A 15,091-nucleotide genomic window follows, 5' to 3' on the forward strand; every position below is an offset into this window, starting at 1 on the left:
CCCGCCCGGGCCCCCTATCTGACGAAACCGATGTCCTGGTACTTCAGATCGTAGAAGCCGCGAGCCCCGTAGTTGGCGATGTTCTTGTTGACCGCCACGTTCTGCGGGCGCTGGTAGAGCGTCACCACGTTGACCGCGTCCCAGATCAGTTTGTCCGCGGCGTTGGTGTCCGCGATGGCCTGGGCGTCCCCCAGGTCTCCGGTCGCCTTGTTCATCGCGGCGTCGATCTCCGCAGAGCCGATGCGGCCGAGGTTGGCGTTCCACTGGGGCTGGCCCTTCGCGTCGCGGACGGCGTTGACGTACTGGCCGTAGGCGCTGAAGACCGGGAACGGCGTGCCCATGTAGGCGAACGCGGTGATGTCGTAGTTGCCGGGGATGATGTACTTGGTGAAGTAGTCGTCGCTGGGCACCGCCTGAAGGGTGACCTTGACGCCGATCTGGGCCAGCATGCTCTGGGTGATCTCGGCCTCGGACTTGGTCACCTGCAGGCCGGAGGGCATGACGAAGCGCAGGTTCAGCTCGCGGCCGTCCTTCACGCGGGTCTGGCCGGACAGCCGCCAGCCCGCGGCGTCCAGCAGCCGCCTGGCCCGTTCGGGGTCGTAGACGCCGACCTCGCCCGCGTTGTCGCGGTAGCCCTCCTGGGTGTTCATGAAGAAGTGGTTGTTCAGCAGCACGATGGGCCAGTCGAGCCCCTGCAGGTCGGACTGGGCGATGGCCTGGCGGTTGATGCCCATCGCCACGGCCCTGCGGACGTTGACGTCGGACAGCACCGCGCTCTCGCCGTTCAGCGTGAAGTGCCGGAAGTCGGGCCCCGCCGCCTGACGGACGATGGCCCCCTGGCTGCTCTTGGCCCGCGCGTAGTCGGGCGCGGACGGCCCCATGTCGAAGGTGTCCAGCTCGCCGTTGCTGAAGGCGCCGATCAGGGCGTCGTTCTCCAGAGCCCGGTAGATGATCCTGTCGAGCTTGGCCCGCTGTCCCCACCAGCGCTCGTCCCTGGCGATCGTGATGGTCTTGGCCGTCTGGTCGAACGAGACGAACCTGAACGGCCCCGCGGTGACCGGGACGCGGTTCAGCCAGGCCGTGTTGAAGGTCTCCGCGGTCGCGTTCGTGCTCTTCGGGTAGAGCGGGCCGAACAGGGACTGCCAGTCGCCGAACGGCTTGGCGAAGGTGACGACCACCTCGTGGTCGTTCCTGCCCTTGGCCACGTCCTCGACGTCGCGGTAGCCGGTGGTGCTCGAAACCCGGTAGTCGAGGTTCGAGCCGTTCATCGCCCGCCACTGGGCCCGGTAGTCCTCCCAGGTGATGGGGGTTCCGTCCGACCACCTGGCGCGCGGGTTGAGGGTCAGCGTGACGACCTGCCTCGGCTTGGTCTCGGTGACCTTCCCGGCCAGCAGGTAGTCGGTGTTCGCCGAGATCTCGCCCTTCTCGTTGGAGCGGAACGCCGAGGGCATGAGCGCGTCGACGACCTTCTTGACCATGGCCAGATTGCCGTCGACGTGGTTGAGGTTCCAGTTGGCCGGATACTCGTTGATGCCCACCCGGAGCAGGCCCCCGTCCCTGACCCTGTCGCGGGGAAGCGGGTTGATGTCGTAGGCCTTGATCGTGGTCCCGCGTTCGTCGCCGTCGCTGCTCGGACCGCCTCCCCTGGCTCCCCCCTGGCCCCCGCAGCCGGTGAGGGCCAGCGAGCCCGCCATGGTCAGCGCGGTGGCGCACACGCCCACACGCCGGATTGCTGTCACAGTTCCTCCAGGGTTATACGACTTCGACCTTCTCGGCGAAGTGACAGGAGACGCCGTGGTCCTCGCCGACCGGCCGGACCTGGGGCTCCTCGTTCACGCATCGGCTCTGGCCGGTCTCGTCGAGGGTCCTGAACAAGGGGCAGCGGGTACGGAAGCGGCACCCGGAGGGAGGTTCCGCCGGGCTCGGCAGGTCGCCCTCCAGCAGGACTCGCCTCCTGGAACGTTCCCTGCGCGGGTCGGGCAGCGGGACCGCCGAGAGCAGCGCCTGGGTGTAGGGGTGCATCGGGGCGTCGTAGACCGCGCCGACCCGGCCTATCTCGGCGATCCTGCCGAGATACATGACCGCGATCCGGTCGGCGATGTGCCGGACCACGGCCAGGTCGTGCGCGACGAACAGATAGGACAGCCCCAGGCGCCGCTTCAGGCTCTCCAGCAGGTTGACCACGCCCGCCTGGATGGAGACGTCGAGGGCGGAGACCGGCTCGTCCAACACCACCAGCCTGGGCTCCAGGGCGAGCGCCCTGGCGATGCCGATCCGCTGGCGCTGGCCGCCGGAGAAGTCCTGCGGGTAGCGCCCGGCGTGACCGGGGTCCAGCCCTACCAGGCCGAGGAGCTCCTGGATCCTCGGGCCGGGGTCTTTGACGCCGTGCGCCCGCAACGGCTCGGCGATGATGTCGTAGACGGTCATCCTGGGGTCGAGCGAGGCCAGCGGGTCCTGGAAGACGACCTGCATGTCGCGTCTGACGGCCATCCGCTCGCGGGCGCCGAGAGCCGAGGTGTCGTGTCCCAGCACCACGATCGCGCCGCGCTGCGGCCTGGCCAGCTCCAGGATCTCCATCAGGGTGGTCGTCTTGCCGCAACCCGACTCACCGACCAGGCCCAGCGTCTCGCCCTGCCTGATGTCGAAGCTGATGCCGTCGACGGCGTGCACCGTGCCGACCCTGCGCCGGAAGAGCGCCCCTCTCAGGAGGGGGTAGTGCCTGGTCAGCCCGTCGACCGCCAGCACCACCTCGCGTTCGCCGCGGGGCCGTACCGCGACGGCCGTTTCCTCGGGCCGGGCCTTGGGCTCCGCGACCCGGTAGACCTCGGCGGGCGACCAGCCCTCGGCCTCGATCTCTCCCGCGCGGACGCAGGCCGCCAGGTGGTCCGGCGCGCCGGCCTCGCCGAGCGCGGGCTCCGCCTCGGCGCACACGGGCACCGCGATCGGGCAGCGTGGCTCGAACGGGCAGCCCGGCGGCAGCGCGGCGGGCGAGGGCGGACTGCCCGCGATGGGCACCAGGGGCTGGTCCCCGCCCTCGTCGAGCCGGGGAACCGACCCCAGCAGCCCCATGGTGTACGGCATGCGTGAGCTGTAGTAGACGTCGTCGACGGAGCCGACCTCGACGGGTCGCCCGGCGTACATGACCATGACCCTGTCGGCGAACCCGGCGACGACTCCGAGGTCGTGCGTGATCATGACGATCGCCGCCCCGGTCTCCCGCTGCGCCCGTTTGAGCACTTCGAGCACCTGGGCCTGGATGGTGACGTCGAGGGCGGTCGTCGGCTCGTCGCAGATGATCACGTCCGGGTCGTTCGCGATCGCCATCGCGATCACCGCGCGCTGGCGCATGCCCCCGGAGAACTCGTGCGGGAAGGCCCTGGCGCGCTGCGCGGCGTTGGGGATGCCGACCAGGTCGAGCAGTTCGACGGCCCGCCTGGCCGCCTGCTGCCTGGAGACCCGCTGGTGGATCCGTACGGCCTCGGCCACCTGGTCGCCCACACGGTAGACGGGCGTCAGGGCCGACAGCGGGTCCTGGAAGACCATGGAGATGGCCTTGCCGCGAAAGGCGGTGAGCGTCTTCTCCGTGGCGCCGAGTATCTCCCTGCCGAGCAGCCGTACCGAGCCGGTGACACGGGCCTGTGGCGGCAGCAGGCCCATCACGGCCAGCGAGGCGACAGACTTCCCCGACCCCGACTCTCCGACGATGCCGAGCACCTCCCCCGGGTTGACCGAGTAGCCGACCCCCCGTACGGCGTGCACCGCGCCCGCCCCCGTGCCGAAGGTGACGTCGAGGTCGGTCACCTCAAGAACCGGGCCGGTGGGCGCCGCGGGCACAGGAAGAGCGCGACGCCGGTGACGCCCCCCTCTCTCCTGCCTGGCCATGAGGCCGTGGAACTGCGAGAGGGGGAACCTTCCCACGGGGAAGACCCCCACCCGGCGCTCTTCGCGTTCGCTCACCGTGCTCCTTTTCCTGTCGCGGGTTTTCTGGTCGCGGGGTCGAAGGCGTCGCGCAGGGAGTCGCCGACCAGGTTCACCGCGAGCACGGTGACGATCAACAGCCCGGCGCAGAACCAGAACGTCCACGGGGCGTAGACGGCCGTCTGCGCGCCGTCGGCGATGAGGCCTCCCAGCGAGACGTCGGGGGGCTGGATGCCGAAGCCGAAGTAGGACAGGGAGGTCTCGGTGAGGATCGCGGTGCTGACGTTCAGCGTCGCGTCCACCACCAGCAGCGAGGACATGTTCGGGATGATGTGCCGGAAGATGATCCTCGCCGGCGGGACGCCCATGTACCTGGCGGCCTGGATGAACTCCCGCTCCTTGAGCGAGACGGTCATGCTCCGGACGATCTTCGAGGTGACCATCCAAAGGAACATCGCCAGCAGCAGCACGAACAGCGGCCACTGGCCTCCCGCGAACAGCGGCGACATGATCGCCAGGATCAGGAAGGCCGGAAGCACGAGCAGCAGGTCGGTCAGCCAGGTCAGCGCACGGTCGGCCCAGCCGGGGAAGTATCCGGCGAAGGCGCCGACCACGGCCGCCAGGGTCGTGCCGACCACGGCGGCCAGCAGCCCGACGATGAGCGACTTCTGCATGCCGCGCAGCGTGACCGCGTACACGTCGGCGCCGGTCTGCAGCGTGCCCCACCAGTGCTCGCCCGAGGGCGGCTGCAGGAAGGCCATGAAGTCCTTGTCGGTGTAACCCCACCGGCCGGCGTACGGCCCGGCGAAGGCCAGCAGGAACAGCAGCGCCAGAAGGGCGAACCCGACACGGCCCTGGAAGGAGCCGAAGAAACGTCCCGCGACCACCCACAGCCTGGAGGGCGCCGTGATGCCCGCGACGCTCGCCTCCTGCTCGGCGAACCGCTCGTCCGTGATGGTCATCGCTTCCCCTCACCCCACCCGCACGCGCGGGTCGAGAACCGCGTGCAGAACGTCGGACGCCAGGGACGCCACCAGCACCGCGAAGGCCGCGAAACAGCTGATCGCCGCGACGGTGTTGACGTCGTTGGTCGAGATGGAGTCGACCAGCCACTCGCCCATGCCGTGCCAGCCGAAGATCTTCTCGGTGAAGGTCGTGCCGACCAGCAGCGCGCCGAAGGTGAAGGCGAAGTAGGTGACCGCCGGGATCAGCGCGGTGCGCAACGCGTGCCGCACCAGCGCGGTACGGCGCCGCAGCCCCTTGGCCATGGCGGTGCGGACGAAGTCGGCGCCGAGCACGTCGAGCATCATGTTGCGCTGGTAACGGCTGTAGACGGCGATCAGCCCCAGGGACAGGGAGAGCGTGGGCAGGATCAGGTGCCGCAGGCGGTCGGTGAGGTGGGTCAGGAGATCGCCCTCAAGGCCGGGCGTCGTCTCACCGCTGACCAGGAAGACCTGGGCGCCGGTCAGGTCGTTGAACGAGACCGCGCCGATGATCAGGATGTTGGCGAGCACGACCGTCGGAACGGCCAGGACGGCGAAGGAGGCCCCGGTCGCGAGGCGGTCGAACACGCCGTACTGCCTGACCGCCGCGTACGCGCCGACGAGCACACCCGTGAGGCTGCCGAGGACCACCCCCACGGTGATCAGGCGCAGTGTGACGCCGACGCGCCGCCCGAGGTCGTCGTTGACCGGCCCGCCGGTGACCGTCTTGCCGAAGTCGCCGTGCGCGAGGCCGCCGACCCAGGTCAGGTAGCGCTCGACCAGCGGCGTCTGGTCGTTGAGGTTCAGCTCGGTGAGCCGCGCGTCGATGACCGCCTCGGGGATCGGCGGGTTGCGGCCCTCGTAGTTGGAGCGGGGGTCGAGCGCGAAGGCTGCGAGCATGTAGGCCAGGCTCGTGGCGACGACGATGAGCACCAGATAGTTGAGCAGCCTGCGGAGAAGAAACCCCGCCATAGCGCCCCCCTTAAGCGTCGTCCCTGTTGTCGATGGCCATCCTGCTACATCTTGCGGCCACTCAACTACAGGGAGTGCTCAATCGGGGGTTCGATCTCGGTCAAGGGCGGTGTTTACCACGCCATCTCTCTGGTTGTCGAACCATCCCTCTGGTTGTGGAACCGAAAAGCACATGTCGGCCATCGCACGCCGTACGGGGCCGAGTGGGAGAGGTCAGCGCCCGGCGAGCTCGTCCACCGCGGCGCGCAGGTCGGCGCTGGTGATGGTGGTCAGGTCCGCCGCGCTGGCCGTGCCGCCCATCTGGGCCGCCAGGCGCACGTCCCTGCGCATCGCGGCGCGCTCGAACAGCGAGCGCGCGAACCTGCCGTTGCCGAGGCTGTCGATGAGGCCGTCCGCGCAGACCCAGGTGAAGACCTCGTCCAGGTCGCGTGCCGCGGCCTCGTCGAAACGGTCGCCCGCCTCGCGGGCGAGCAACGCGGCGATCTCGGCGAGTTCCCGGGGCGAGTAGGAGGGGAAGTGCACCCGCTGGCCGAACCTGCTGGCCAGGCCCGGGTTGGTCGCCAGGAAGGCGTCCATCTCCCGTTCGTATCCGGCCAGGATGATCACCAGCCGGTCGCGGTCGTCCTCGGCCCGTTTGAGCAGCGTCTGCACCGCCTCCGTGCCGAAGGCGTCACCCCCCGCGTAGCCGGGGTTGACCAGGCTGTAGGCCTCGTCGACGAACAGCACCCCGCCGAGCGCCCTGTCGACCAGCTCGTTGGTCTTGATCGCGGTCGCGCCGAGGTGCTGACCGACCAGGTCGGCCCGCTGTGCCTCGACCACGTCGGGCTGGGCGAGCAGGCCGAGGGCGGCGAAGATGCGGCCCAGGATGCGCGCCACGGTGGTCTTGCCGGTGCCCGGCGGCCCGGCGAAGACGAAGTGCCTGGTCTGCGGGGGTGTCGGCAGCCCCCGCTCCTGGCGCATCCTGGCCACCTTGAGCTGGGCGGTGATGGCGTGCACCTGCTGTTTGACCGGTTCGAGCCCGGCCATCCTGTCCAGGTCGGCCAGCGCCTCCTCCAGGGAGGGGATGGCCTGGTAACCCCGGTAGCGGGCGGTGAGCTCGTCGAAGGCCTTGGCGACGTCCCGCGCGGTCGTGGTCACCAGGTCCTGCGCCGTCGGTGAGCCGCCCGCGCCGACCACCCGCACGTCACGGGCCTGGGCCGCGGCCTCGACGAGGCTCCTGGCGAACCTGGCGTTCCCCAGCTCGTCGACGAGGGCGCGCCGGTGCACGTCCTCGAAGCGGTCGAGCAGCGCGGGCCCGGCGTCGTCGGCGAGCCGGTCGCCGCGCCGCCGCTGCAGCAGCTCGGTGATCTCCAGCAGTTCTCCCGGGGAGTAGCTGGGGAAGCGGACCCGGCTGGAGAAGCGGCTGGACAGGCCGGGGTTCGACGACAGGAAGGAGGCCATCTCCTTCTCGTATCCGGCCAGGATGATGATCAGCCGGTCGCGGTCGTCCTCGGCCCGTTTGAGCAGCGTCTGCACCGCCTCCGCGCCGAACCGGTCCGGCTGGCCGTCCCCCGAGTTGATCAGGCCGTAGGCCTCGTCGACGAACAGCACCCCGCCGAGCGCCCTGTCGATCACCTCGTTGGTCTTGATCGCGGTAGCACCGAGGAACTCCCCGACGAGGTCGGCGCGCTGGACCTCGACCACGTAGGGGGTTTCGAGCAGGCCGAAGGCGTAGAAGATCTTCGCGACGGTCCTGGCGACGCTGGTCTTGCCGGTACCGGGAGGACCGACGAAGACGAAGTGGCGCATCGGCGGCTCGGTGGAGTATCCCGCCTCCTTGCGCAGCCTGGCCGCCTCGATCGAGGCTGCGATGGAACGCACCTGCTCCTTCACCGGGGCCAGGCCGATCATGCCGTCCAGCTCGCCGAGCGCCTCCTCGACGGAGATCGGCGGCGGGGCCGCGGGTGTGCCCTGCGCGTGGGCGGGCTGCCCGCTCTCACGCGCCCTGATCCGCACCCGCTGGTCCCCGGCCCGCAGATCGGCCCTGGCCTGACGGGCCTGGACGAACCGGTAGACCAGCACGGCCGCGGCGACGCCGTAGGCGATCCACGGGGCGACGCCGGGGGCGAAGACGGAGATGGCGGCGGCCACGACGGCGGCGGGCACGAGCGCGGCGAGCGTGGTCAGCCACGGCGGCACCCAGCGGATGAGGTGGGCCGCTCCCGCGACGGGCAGCGCCAGGAGCGTCAACGGCATCGAGGCGGGCACCCCGACGCCGTACAGGCTCTGGAAGGGGGGCATGAGCAACACCCACCCGACCACCACGACCAGGGTCGCGGCGGCCCGGGGGAAGCGCAGGGTCAGTCCGGCGAAACCGAGCAGGACCAGGATCGCCAGGAAGGTGTCGCGCGACCACCCCATGCCCAGGGTCAGCCCGACGGCCAGGACCAGTGCGAGGAGGTAGATCAGCCGGCGTGTGCCGGGAGCGAGCTGGAAGTAGCGCAGCCGTACCCTTTCGAACGCATCCCGCACCGCCGCCCGCCCCGCGGGCCGGATCCTGTCGGGTTCCCGCATCACGCCTCCCCGGATTCGCCCCCGGTTATACCGCACCGGGCAGACGTTTGCGCGTGCGTGAGCGCCACGCCACGCCGCCACACTGACACGATCAGATAAACGGACGAGACCGGATGAACCCCACGATCCGGGTGCGGGGTTTCTGCCCCGCCTTCGGATGCCGAAACGATCCCTCCTGCCGCCTTCCCGCGTGCCCTCCCCGGGCCTTCCTGCGGGCGGTCCCCGGCACGGTTAACCCTCAGCGTGTCCGCGTGGTCCCGTGTCGCTCCCGGGCACGGCGGCGCCGGTGGCGGTCCCGGTGGCGGGCACCGCCGAGACCTGGGACTTCGGAGACGAGGACCCGCTTCGGGGTGATCCTGAGCGCGCCCGTCTCCACGTCGCCGACCGCGACGCCCCGCACCTCGGCCCAGAACCGGCTCTGCGCCGGGTCGGTGACGAACACCGTGACTCTCGGGTCCCGTCCGGCCGCCTCCCAGGCGTCGGCGGGGGCGGTCAGGAGCAGTTCGCCGTCCGCCTGGCCGGTGACCTCGGCGGCCAGGGTTCTGGGACCCTCCCGGTCCGTGAAGGCCAGGACGACTCCCCTGACCCGGGCCAGCGCCCGCCGCACGTCGCCACCGAGGAGGATCGGCGCCCGCGCGTCCGCCGGCGGGCGCACGTCATGCCCCTCCCGCATGGCCAGGCCCGAACGCCACGGTCCCGGCAGGTCGTGCCCGCGCGCCCGTGCCGCCCTGAGGGCCAGCGCCCCGGCGAGTACGGCCGGCGGCACACCGCAGGCCCACCAGATCCACCAGGTCCACCGCTCCAGGCCTGCCCCGGCCAGCAGGCCGGACGACGTCACGACCGCGACGCCCGTGAGCAGGACCGAGGTCAGGGTCAGCAGGTACCGGGTGGCCGTGAGCAGGCGGTCGGCGGCGAGCACCCGGTCGACGAGGTGCCCCGCCGTACCCCTCGGGCGGGCCAGGGCGAGCGCGACGGGGATGGCGGGGGCGGCCAGGGCCGGCCGGATCTCGCCGAGTGCCCCCGCGGCCAGCAGGAGCCCCATGAGCGCCGACCAGGCGCGGGCCGTGAGCATCCACAGCGTCGTCTCGGCGTTGCGCCGCGCCGTACGGTCTCCCGGGATGGCGGCGAACTCGGCCAGCGCCCTGACCGGGCGCCCGCGCCACGCCCGCACGGGCACCCGCAGGGCGGGCAGGGCGATGCCGTTGAACAGGACGAATCCCGCGAGCAGGGGCCACGCCACGCCCTGCGGGACGGGCGGGAGGGTGGCGACCGCCACCGTGTAGGCCACGACGGCGAGCACGGTGGCCGAGACCGAGACGCCGAGCCAGGGGTCGCGCGCGAGCAGACGCGGCACATAGCGCCAGAGCCTGATCTCACGACCCCGCCTGAGGGTGATCGCCACCCCCGCCAGCACGGTCACGCCACCGGCCACGGCCGCCGCGGTGGGCCCGGTCCGCAGGACGAGCAGGGCGGCCACGGCGAGCGCGACGGCCAGCAGTGCACGGATCTGCCGGGACCAGGCCTCCACGGCGTCCCTCGTGCGGGCGGTCTCCCGGGGGTCGACCGGCCAGGCGGGGTCGTGGTGGCCGTGCGGAGGCCGCCAGCGCAGCAGGGCGAGCCCGAGGTTGACCCGTGCGAGCGGGTGGTCGTCCGCCAGGCGCAGCGCGGCCCGGTAGGCGGCCTCGGCCCGGTGGTGTTCGCCGCGCAGCAGCGCGAGGTCGCCGGCGAGGACGTGGGGGTCCGGCTCCTCGGGGGCGTAGCGGACGGCCCTGTCCGCCTGGACGGCCGCCTCCCACCGGCGTCCCGGCACCCGGCGCAGGGCGGCGCCCAGTCGCAGCCGTGCCGTCCACGACCCGGGAGCGGTCCCTACGGCCTCCTCGGCGGCGGCCACGGCCTCGGCGTCTCGGCCGAGGCGTTCGAAGGAGAGACTCAGCAGCCGGTATGCCCAGTCCGCGACACCGGTGACCTGACCGTGCCCCATGGCGTCGAGCGCCTCCTGTGGCCGGTCGCGCTCCAGCAGGGCCGCAGCCGCGGCGCACCGTTCGCGGGGGTCACCGGTGTCACCGTCCGGTTCACTGTCCGGTTCCGGCGGTTCATGGACCTCGTGCTGGCTCCCCACGACCGTCATCGTGCGCGCGAGATCACTGTTTGCCTAGATAAGAGATATATCCCTGTATCTCTCTAGAGAGGCAGGATATATGGGGACAATATCCACAATTAGCGGTAAGCCAATCTCCGATTCCTGGCTTTCCCACTACCCGGCTTCGCCTAAGCTGCCTGGCATGTCCGTCGAGGCCGACGTTCCCTTCAGCGGCCCCTCCAGCGGCTCATGATCGCCATGGGGGTCGTGGACAGTGCGGTCCGCACCGGGATCGACCCGCGAAGGCGAGGGACCGGCCGTTGGTCGGTCCTGATCCTGCTGTGCTTCAGCCTGCTGCTCATCGCGGTGGACGCGACGGTCCTGCACATCGCCGTTCCCGCACTGACCGCCGCCCTCGAACCCACCTCGGTCCAACTGCTGTGGATCATCGACGTCTACTCCCTGGTGGTCGCGCCGCTGCTGCTGACCTTCGGCACGCTCGGCGACCACTACGGCAGGAAACGCCTGGTGCTGATGGGGTACGTGGTGTTCGGCGTCGCCTCGGCCGCCGCCGCGTTCGCGCCGAGCGCCGCCGCGCTGATCGGCGCGCGGGCCCTGCTGGGCGTCGGCGGCGCGATGATCATGCCCGCCACGCTCTCCATCATCAGGCAGGTCTTCACCGACCGGCGTGAGCGCGCCGTCGCCCTGGGGGTGTGGAGCGGGGTCGCCGCCGCCGGGGCCGCGGTCGGCCCGCTCATCGGCGGGTTGCTCGTGGAGCACCTGTGGTGGGGCGCCGTCTTCCTGATCAACGTCCCGATCCTGCTGGTGCTGTTGCCCGCGGCCGTCAGGCTTCTGCCCGACTCCTGCGCGCGGGCGCTGCACCCGTGGGACGCCTTCAGCGCGCTGCTGTCGGTCGTGGGCATCCTCGCCCTGGCCTTCGGCCTCAAGGAGACGGGGACCGGCGGCACCGGTGGACCGGTGGTCTTCCTGGCCGGGATCGGACTGCTGGCCTGGTTCGTGCGCAGGCAGCGGCGCTCGCCCTCCCCGATGCTCGACCTCGGCCTGTTCCGGCAGCGGGCGTTCTCCATCGGGGTCGCCGCAGTGTTGCTCACGGTCTTCGCCCTGGTCGGGCTCGAACTGATGCTCGCCCAGTATCTCCAGCTCGTGCTCGGCGACAGCCCCTTCCAGGCGGCGGTCCGCCTGCTGCCGCTGATGGCCGCCGCGGTCGCCGGCGGCCTCGCCGGGGCGCGGCTGCTGCACCGCTTCGGGCTGCGCGCGACGATGGGCGGCGGCCTGGCGTTGACCGCGCTCAGCCTGCTGCCCACGCTGGCCTGGGGTACGGAGCCGCACTCCCTGACGCTCGCGCTCTGTTTCGTCGGCGTCGGTTTCGGCATCCAGGTCACCCTGCTCGCCGCCTCCGACACGATCATGTCCTCGGCGTCCGAGGCACGGGCCGGTGGTGCCGCCGCGATCGAGGAGACCGCCTACGAGCTGGGAGCCGGCCTGGGGGTCGCGGTCCTCGGCACGGTCACCACGGCCGTCTACGCGCCCTCGCTGGCACCGGTCGCCGGGGTTCCCTCCGGCCTGATGACCCTCGCGCGTCAGTCGCTCGCCGCCGCCGCGCACGCGGCGCAGGAGATCGGCGGCGAAACCGGGGCCGCGCTGCTGACCGCCGCCAGAGTCGCGTTCGTCGGCGGTCTGCACTCCACGATCGTGGTGAGCGCGCTGCTGCTGGGCGCGACCGCGGCGCTCGTCACCCTGCTGCTCCCCCGTGGCACCGTCCCCCCTGAGCACGGTCACCACTGACGGGTTCCAAGACCGCGGGCCGGTGATCACCCGTCCGTCCGGCGGACCGGTGACCGCCCCCCTTCCGGCCGGGCCCCTCCGGGAGGGGAACAGTCCGGCCTGACGGCCCGCGGTCTCGGCCGTCACCCGCGGCAGCACGGCCCGGGGCCGGCTACGGCGTCCGGCTACGACATCCGGTCCGAGGTGTGGCGGCGCTCACCCTCCAGTTCGCACCGCCACACCCGGCATACGGGGTGTCGTGTGACGGCCTGACCGTCCAGATCACCCCTGCTCTGTCGGCGGGATCCGCCGGTTTCCGTCCGCCGCGGCGCCGTACGGGCGTCTCGTGGCGCGGGCCACCCCCACCCCCGGGGCGGCCATGTGACCATGTGACGGCGCTCCCGAGCCGTCCAGCGATGTGTATGGCAGACGGTCGGGTGGTCGGATTGGAAGCATTCATTGCTGTTTTCTCCTTTCGGCGCGGGAGGGGTGCGCGGTCGTTTCTCCTCAAGGGTGCCTGAGAAGGACTCTTTCGGCAGCCACATGATTGCGACGATCTGTTCGCACATTGAGTTTCGGTTTCTGTAGGACGCACACAGGTTTATGTAGGACCGTGAAGGATTCCTCGCCGACGGCGCGAATATATTTCACAAATCCCACATAACAGGCAGTCCGCACAAGCCCTGACCTGCACGGGACCCGATACCACGGCGCGACCCCGGTCGAGCTTCGTTGATCACGTGCCGGTTTGCGGATAGGTTCCCCCTGACCGCGAAGCGCGAGAGAAAAACAAAGATATCCGACAATTAGAACATTGCCCACAAATCATAATTTGTCATTTATGCCCTTTTTCTTGCGCCGTCTGCCGCCGCGAACCCACCAGCGGAAGGACTCGCCTTGCTGGATCGCCTCCTGCCCTCCCTCGTCACGCCGGCCGCATTTCTCACCGTCTCGGCGATCGCCTGCGCGGCCGTCTGGGCGGGGAGCGCCGCGGCCGGGGACACGGGTTCCGTCGGCGACTGCGGTCCCTCCCTGACCTTCTCCGGCTCCGCGTTCGGCTACCTCGACAACGGCACGCTCAGCGCCGGGTTCTGCGTCAAGGGGAGGTCCCTGCGCCGGATCAACGTCGCCTACGACAAGGCGCGGGGAGGGGCGACGAACGTCCGGCTCGGCTACCAGCAGACGAACAGCTCGGGCGTCGGGATCAAGAGGCCCGTCTACGGCCCGGCCGTGACGGCGCGGGCGGGCGGCACCACCTTCAGGAGCTTCTCCCTCTCCCTTCCCTCCGGGTGTTACCACGGGATCATGCTGAACACCGCGACCCGTTTCCAGTACGTCACGAAGGTCTGGGGCGACTGCTGATCCCCCTGCCCGTCGAGGTCTTCCTCGCCAACCGTGACCTCTGGCTGCCGGTCGTCTGCCTGCTGACGGTCCTCACCGGACTGTGCGTCCCGCTGAGCCGAAGAGCCTCGGCGGTGTTCCGCGTGCGGCGGCCGACGGCGTTCCTCTGGCTGTTCTCCCTGGCCGTGATCCCGGCCCTCACGATGCCGACGCGTCTGACCACGCACGGCCTGGCCTTCTGCGCGACCGGCGGCCCGGCCTCCCTCACGGAGGCCCAGAACCTCCTCAACCTCCTGCTCTACGCCGCGCCCGCCCTGCTGGGGGTCCTCGTGACCCGCCGCCCGCTGGCGGTCGTGACGGGGCTGGCGGCGGCCTCCCTCGCCCTGGAGATCGCCCAGGCGTTCTCGGAGGGGCGTAGCTGCGACGCGGCGGACGTGCTCTTCAACGTCCTGGGCGCCCTCGCGGGAGCCGGGACGGCGCTGCCCGTCCTGCGAACGGCTCCCCGCTCCCCACGCGGAACGCCCGCGATCCCGGCCGAACGGCCGTCCCGGACGCCCGGGGGCACCGGGTAGCCGGGGACTTCAGCCGCGCGCGGCGGCCACGAACTCCCTGATGAGCCCGGCGTCCTTCACCCCGGGAGCGGTCTCGACACCGCTTGAGACGTCGACCCCCCACGGCTGGGCGGCGGTCACGGCCTCGGCGACGTTCGCCGGGCCGAGTCCTCCGGCCAGCATCCAGCGGCCCTGCGGGAGGCCGCGCACCGCCGCCCAGTCCCACGGCTCCCCCGAGCCCGGGCGGGGGGCGTCGACGATGAGCATGTCCTCGTCGAAGGCTCCGCAGCGCAGGTCGGCGCCCGCCGCCGCCCCGGCACGGACCAGTGTCAGGCCGAGGTCCTTGAGCGCGGTGAAGTCCTCGTGCGGATGGGCGCCGTGCAGCTGCACGGCCCGCACCCCCGACTCGGTCGCGGCCCGCCGTACCTCCTGCGGGGTCTCACCGGCGAAGACCGCGACGGTCAGCACATGGGCGGGCACCTCGGCGGCCAGCTCACGGGCGAGCTCCGGGGTGATCCGCCGGGGGCTCCGGGTCAGGACGAAGCCGATCGCGTCGGCTCCCGCCTCGACGGCGGCCGTGACGTGGCCGGGCTCTCGCAGCCCGCAGATCTTCACATACACCCCTGCACCCTAGCGGTGCCCGAACGGTTCAGGCTCCCTGCTGCATCGGGATGCCGACCCGGTCGACGATCGCCTCCTCCCCCTCCTGACGGGCGCAGTGCGCGCAGCAGAACCAGCTCCTGCCCACCTGGACCCCGTGGCCGACGACCTTCACCCCGCAGTGCTCGCACACCGGGGCCATCCGGTGGACCGCGCACTCGAAGCTGTCGAAGACGTGCACGGCCCCCTGCGCGTGCACCTCGAAGCTCATGTCGTAGTCGTTGCCGCAGACCTCACATCGCGCCATG

General features: G+C 71.1%; 11 protein-coding genes. 3 read left to right on the plus strand and 8 right to left on the minus strand.

Features of this window, described 5'->3' with window-relative positions; translation table 11 throughout:
- Positions 1–14 precede the first annotated feature (14 nt).
- The 6 genes from ABT340_RS38610 to ABT340_RS38635 form a co-directional block, all read right to left on the minus strand.
- On the minus strand, positions 15–1,739 hold the full coding sequence (locus ABT340_RS38610; RefSeq protein WP_352015887.1) for an ABC transporter family substrate-binding protein: 1,725 nt from the start codon (positions 1,737–1,739) through the stop codon (positions 15–17).
- 13 nt (positions 1,740–1,752) lie between these two features.
- Complete coding sequence (locus ABT340_RS38615) at positions 1,753–3,882, minus strand: dipeptide ABC transporter ATP-binding protein (protein WP_352015941.1); 2,130 nt, start codon at positions 3,880–3,882, stop codon at positions 1,753–1,755.
- Between the two features lie 71 nt (positions 3,883–3,953).
- The gene (locus ABT340_RS38620) at positions 3,954–4,880 is read right to left on the minus strand and encodes an ABC transporter permease (protein ID WP_352015888.1); all 927 of its coding nucleotides are present in this window, start codon (positions 4,878–4,880) and stop codon (positions 3,954–3,956) included.
- 9 nt (positions 4,881–4,889) lie between these two features.
- Positions 4,890–5,873, minus strand: a complete 984-nt coding sequence (locus ABT340_RS38625; RefSeq protein ID WP_352015889.1) for an ABC transporter permease — start codon at positions 5,871–5,873, stop codon at positions 4,890–4,892.
- A 213-nt stretch (positions 5,874–6,086) separates the two neighbouring features.
- Positions 6,087–8,426, minus strand: a complete 2,340-nt coding sequence (locus ABT340_RS38630) for an AAA family ATPase (protein WP_352015890.1) — start codon at positions 8,424–8,426, stop codon at positions 6,087–6,089.
- A 238-nt stretch (positions 8,427–8,664) separates the two neighbouring features.
- Positions 8,665–10,545, minus strand: coding sequence for a tetratricopeptide repeat protein (locus ABT340_RS38635; RefSeq protein WP_352015891.1), 1,881 nt, complete (start codon positions 10,543–10,545; stop codon positions 8,665–8,667).
- Between the two features lie 210 nt (positions 10,546–10,755).
- On the opposite strand from ABT340_RS38635, the gene ABT340_RS38640 reads away from it, so the two are divergent.
- The 3 genes from ABT340_RS38640 to ABT340_RS38650 all read left to right on the plus strand — a co-directional run bounded on the left by ABT340_RS38640 (position 10,756) and on the right by ABT340_RS38650 (position 14,204).
- Positions 10,756–12,312 (plus strand): MFS transporter, encoded by a 1,557-nt coding sequence (locus ABT340_RS38640; RefSeq protein ID WP_352015892.1) that lies wholly within the window; start codon positions 10,756–10,758, stop codon positions 12,310–12,312.
- A gap of 876 nt (positions 12,313–13,188) precedes the next feature.
- Positions 13,189–13,653 (plus strand): hypothetical protein, encoded by a 465-nt coding sequence (locus ABT340_RS38645; protein ID WP_352015893.1) that lies wholly within the window; start codon positions 13,189–13,191, stop codon positions 13,651–13,653.
- On the plus strand, positions 13,581–14,204 hold the full coding sequence (locus tag ABT340_RS38650) for a VanZ family protein (protein WP_352015894.1): 624 nt from the start codon (positions 13,581–13,583) through the stop codon (positions 14,202–14,204). Before ABT340_RS38645 ends, ABT340_RS38650 begins: the two co-directional genes overlap by 73 nt.
- A gap of 9 nt (positions 14,205–14,213) precedes the next feature.
- Here ABT340_RS38650 and ABT340_RS38655 read toward each other — a convergent pair whose 3' ends face one another.
- Both ABT340_RS38655 and ABT340_RS38660 read right to left on the minus strand, forming a co-directional pair.
- Positions 14,214–14,804 carry a phosphoribosylanthranilate isomerase gene (locus ABT340_RS38655; RefSeq protein WP_352015895.1) on the minus strand — a complete coding sequence of 197 codons (591 nt, stop codon included), beginning with the start codon at positions 14,802–14,804 and terminating at the stop codon, positions 14,214–14,216.
- 28 nt (positions 14,805–14,832) lie between these two features.
- Entirely contained in the window at positions 14,833–15,090 is a 258-nt protein-coding gene (locus ABT340_RS38660; protein ID WP_352015896.1) for a metallothionein, read from the minus strand.
- Position 15,091 lies beyond the last annotated feature (1 nt).

Origin of the sequence: Streptosporangium sp. NPDC000239 (genome assembly GCF_040300765.1) — a bacterium.
GTDB lineage: Bacteria > Actinomycetota > Actinomycetes > Streptosporangiales > Streptosporangiaceae > Streptosporangium.

Coding starts and splice junctions, on each gene's coding strand:
- ABT340_RS38640 (WP_352015892.1), top strand. CDS start 10,756: ATGATCGCCATGGGGGTCGTGGACAGTGCGGTCCGCACCGGGATCGAC.
- ABT340_RS38625 (WP_352015889.1), bottom strand. CDS start 5,873: ATGGCGGGGTTTCTTCTCCGCAGGCTGCTCAACTATCTGGTGCTCATC.
- ABT340_RS38615 (WP_352015941.1), bottom strand. CDS start 3,882: ATGGCCAGGCAGGAGAGAGGGGGGCGTCACCGGCGTCGCGCTCTTCCT.
- ABT340_RS38660 (WP_352015896.1), bottom strand. CDS start 15,090: ATGGCGCGATGTGAGGTCTGCGGCAACGACTACGACATGAGCTTCGAG.
- ABT340_RS38630 (WP_352015890.1), bottom strand. CDS start 8,426: ATGCGGGAACCCGACAGGATCCGGCCCGCGGGGCGGGCGGCGGTGCGG.
- ABT340_RS38620 (WP_352015888.1), bottom strand. CDS start 4,880: ATGACCATCACGGACGAGCGGTTCGCCGAGCAGGAGGCGAGCGTCGCG.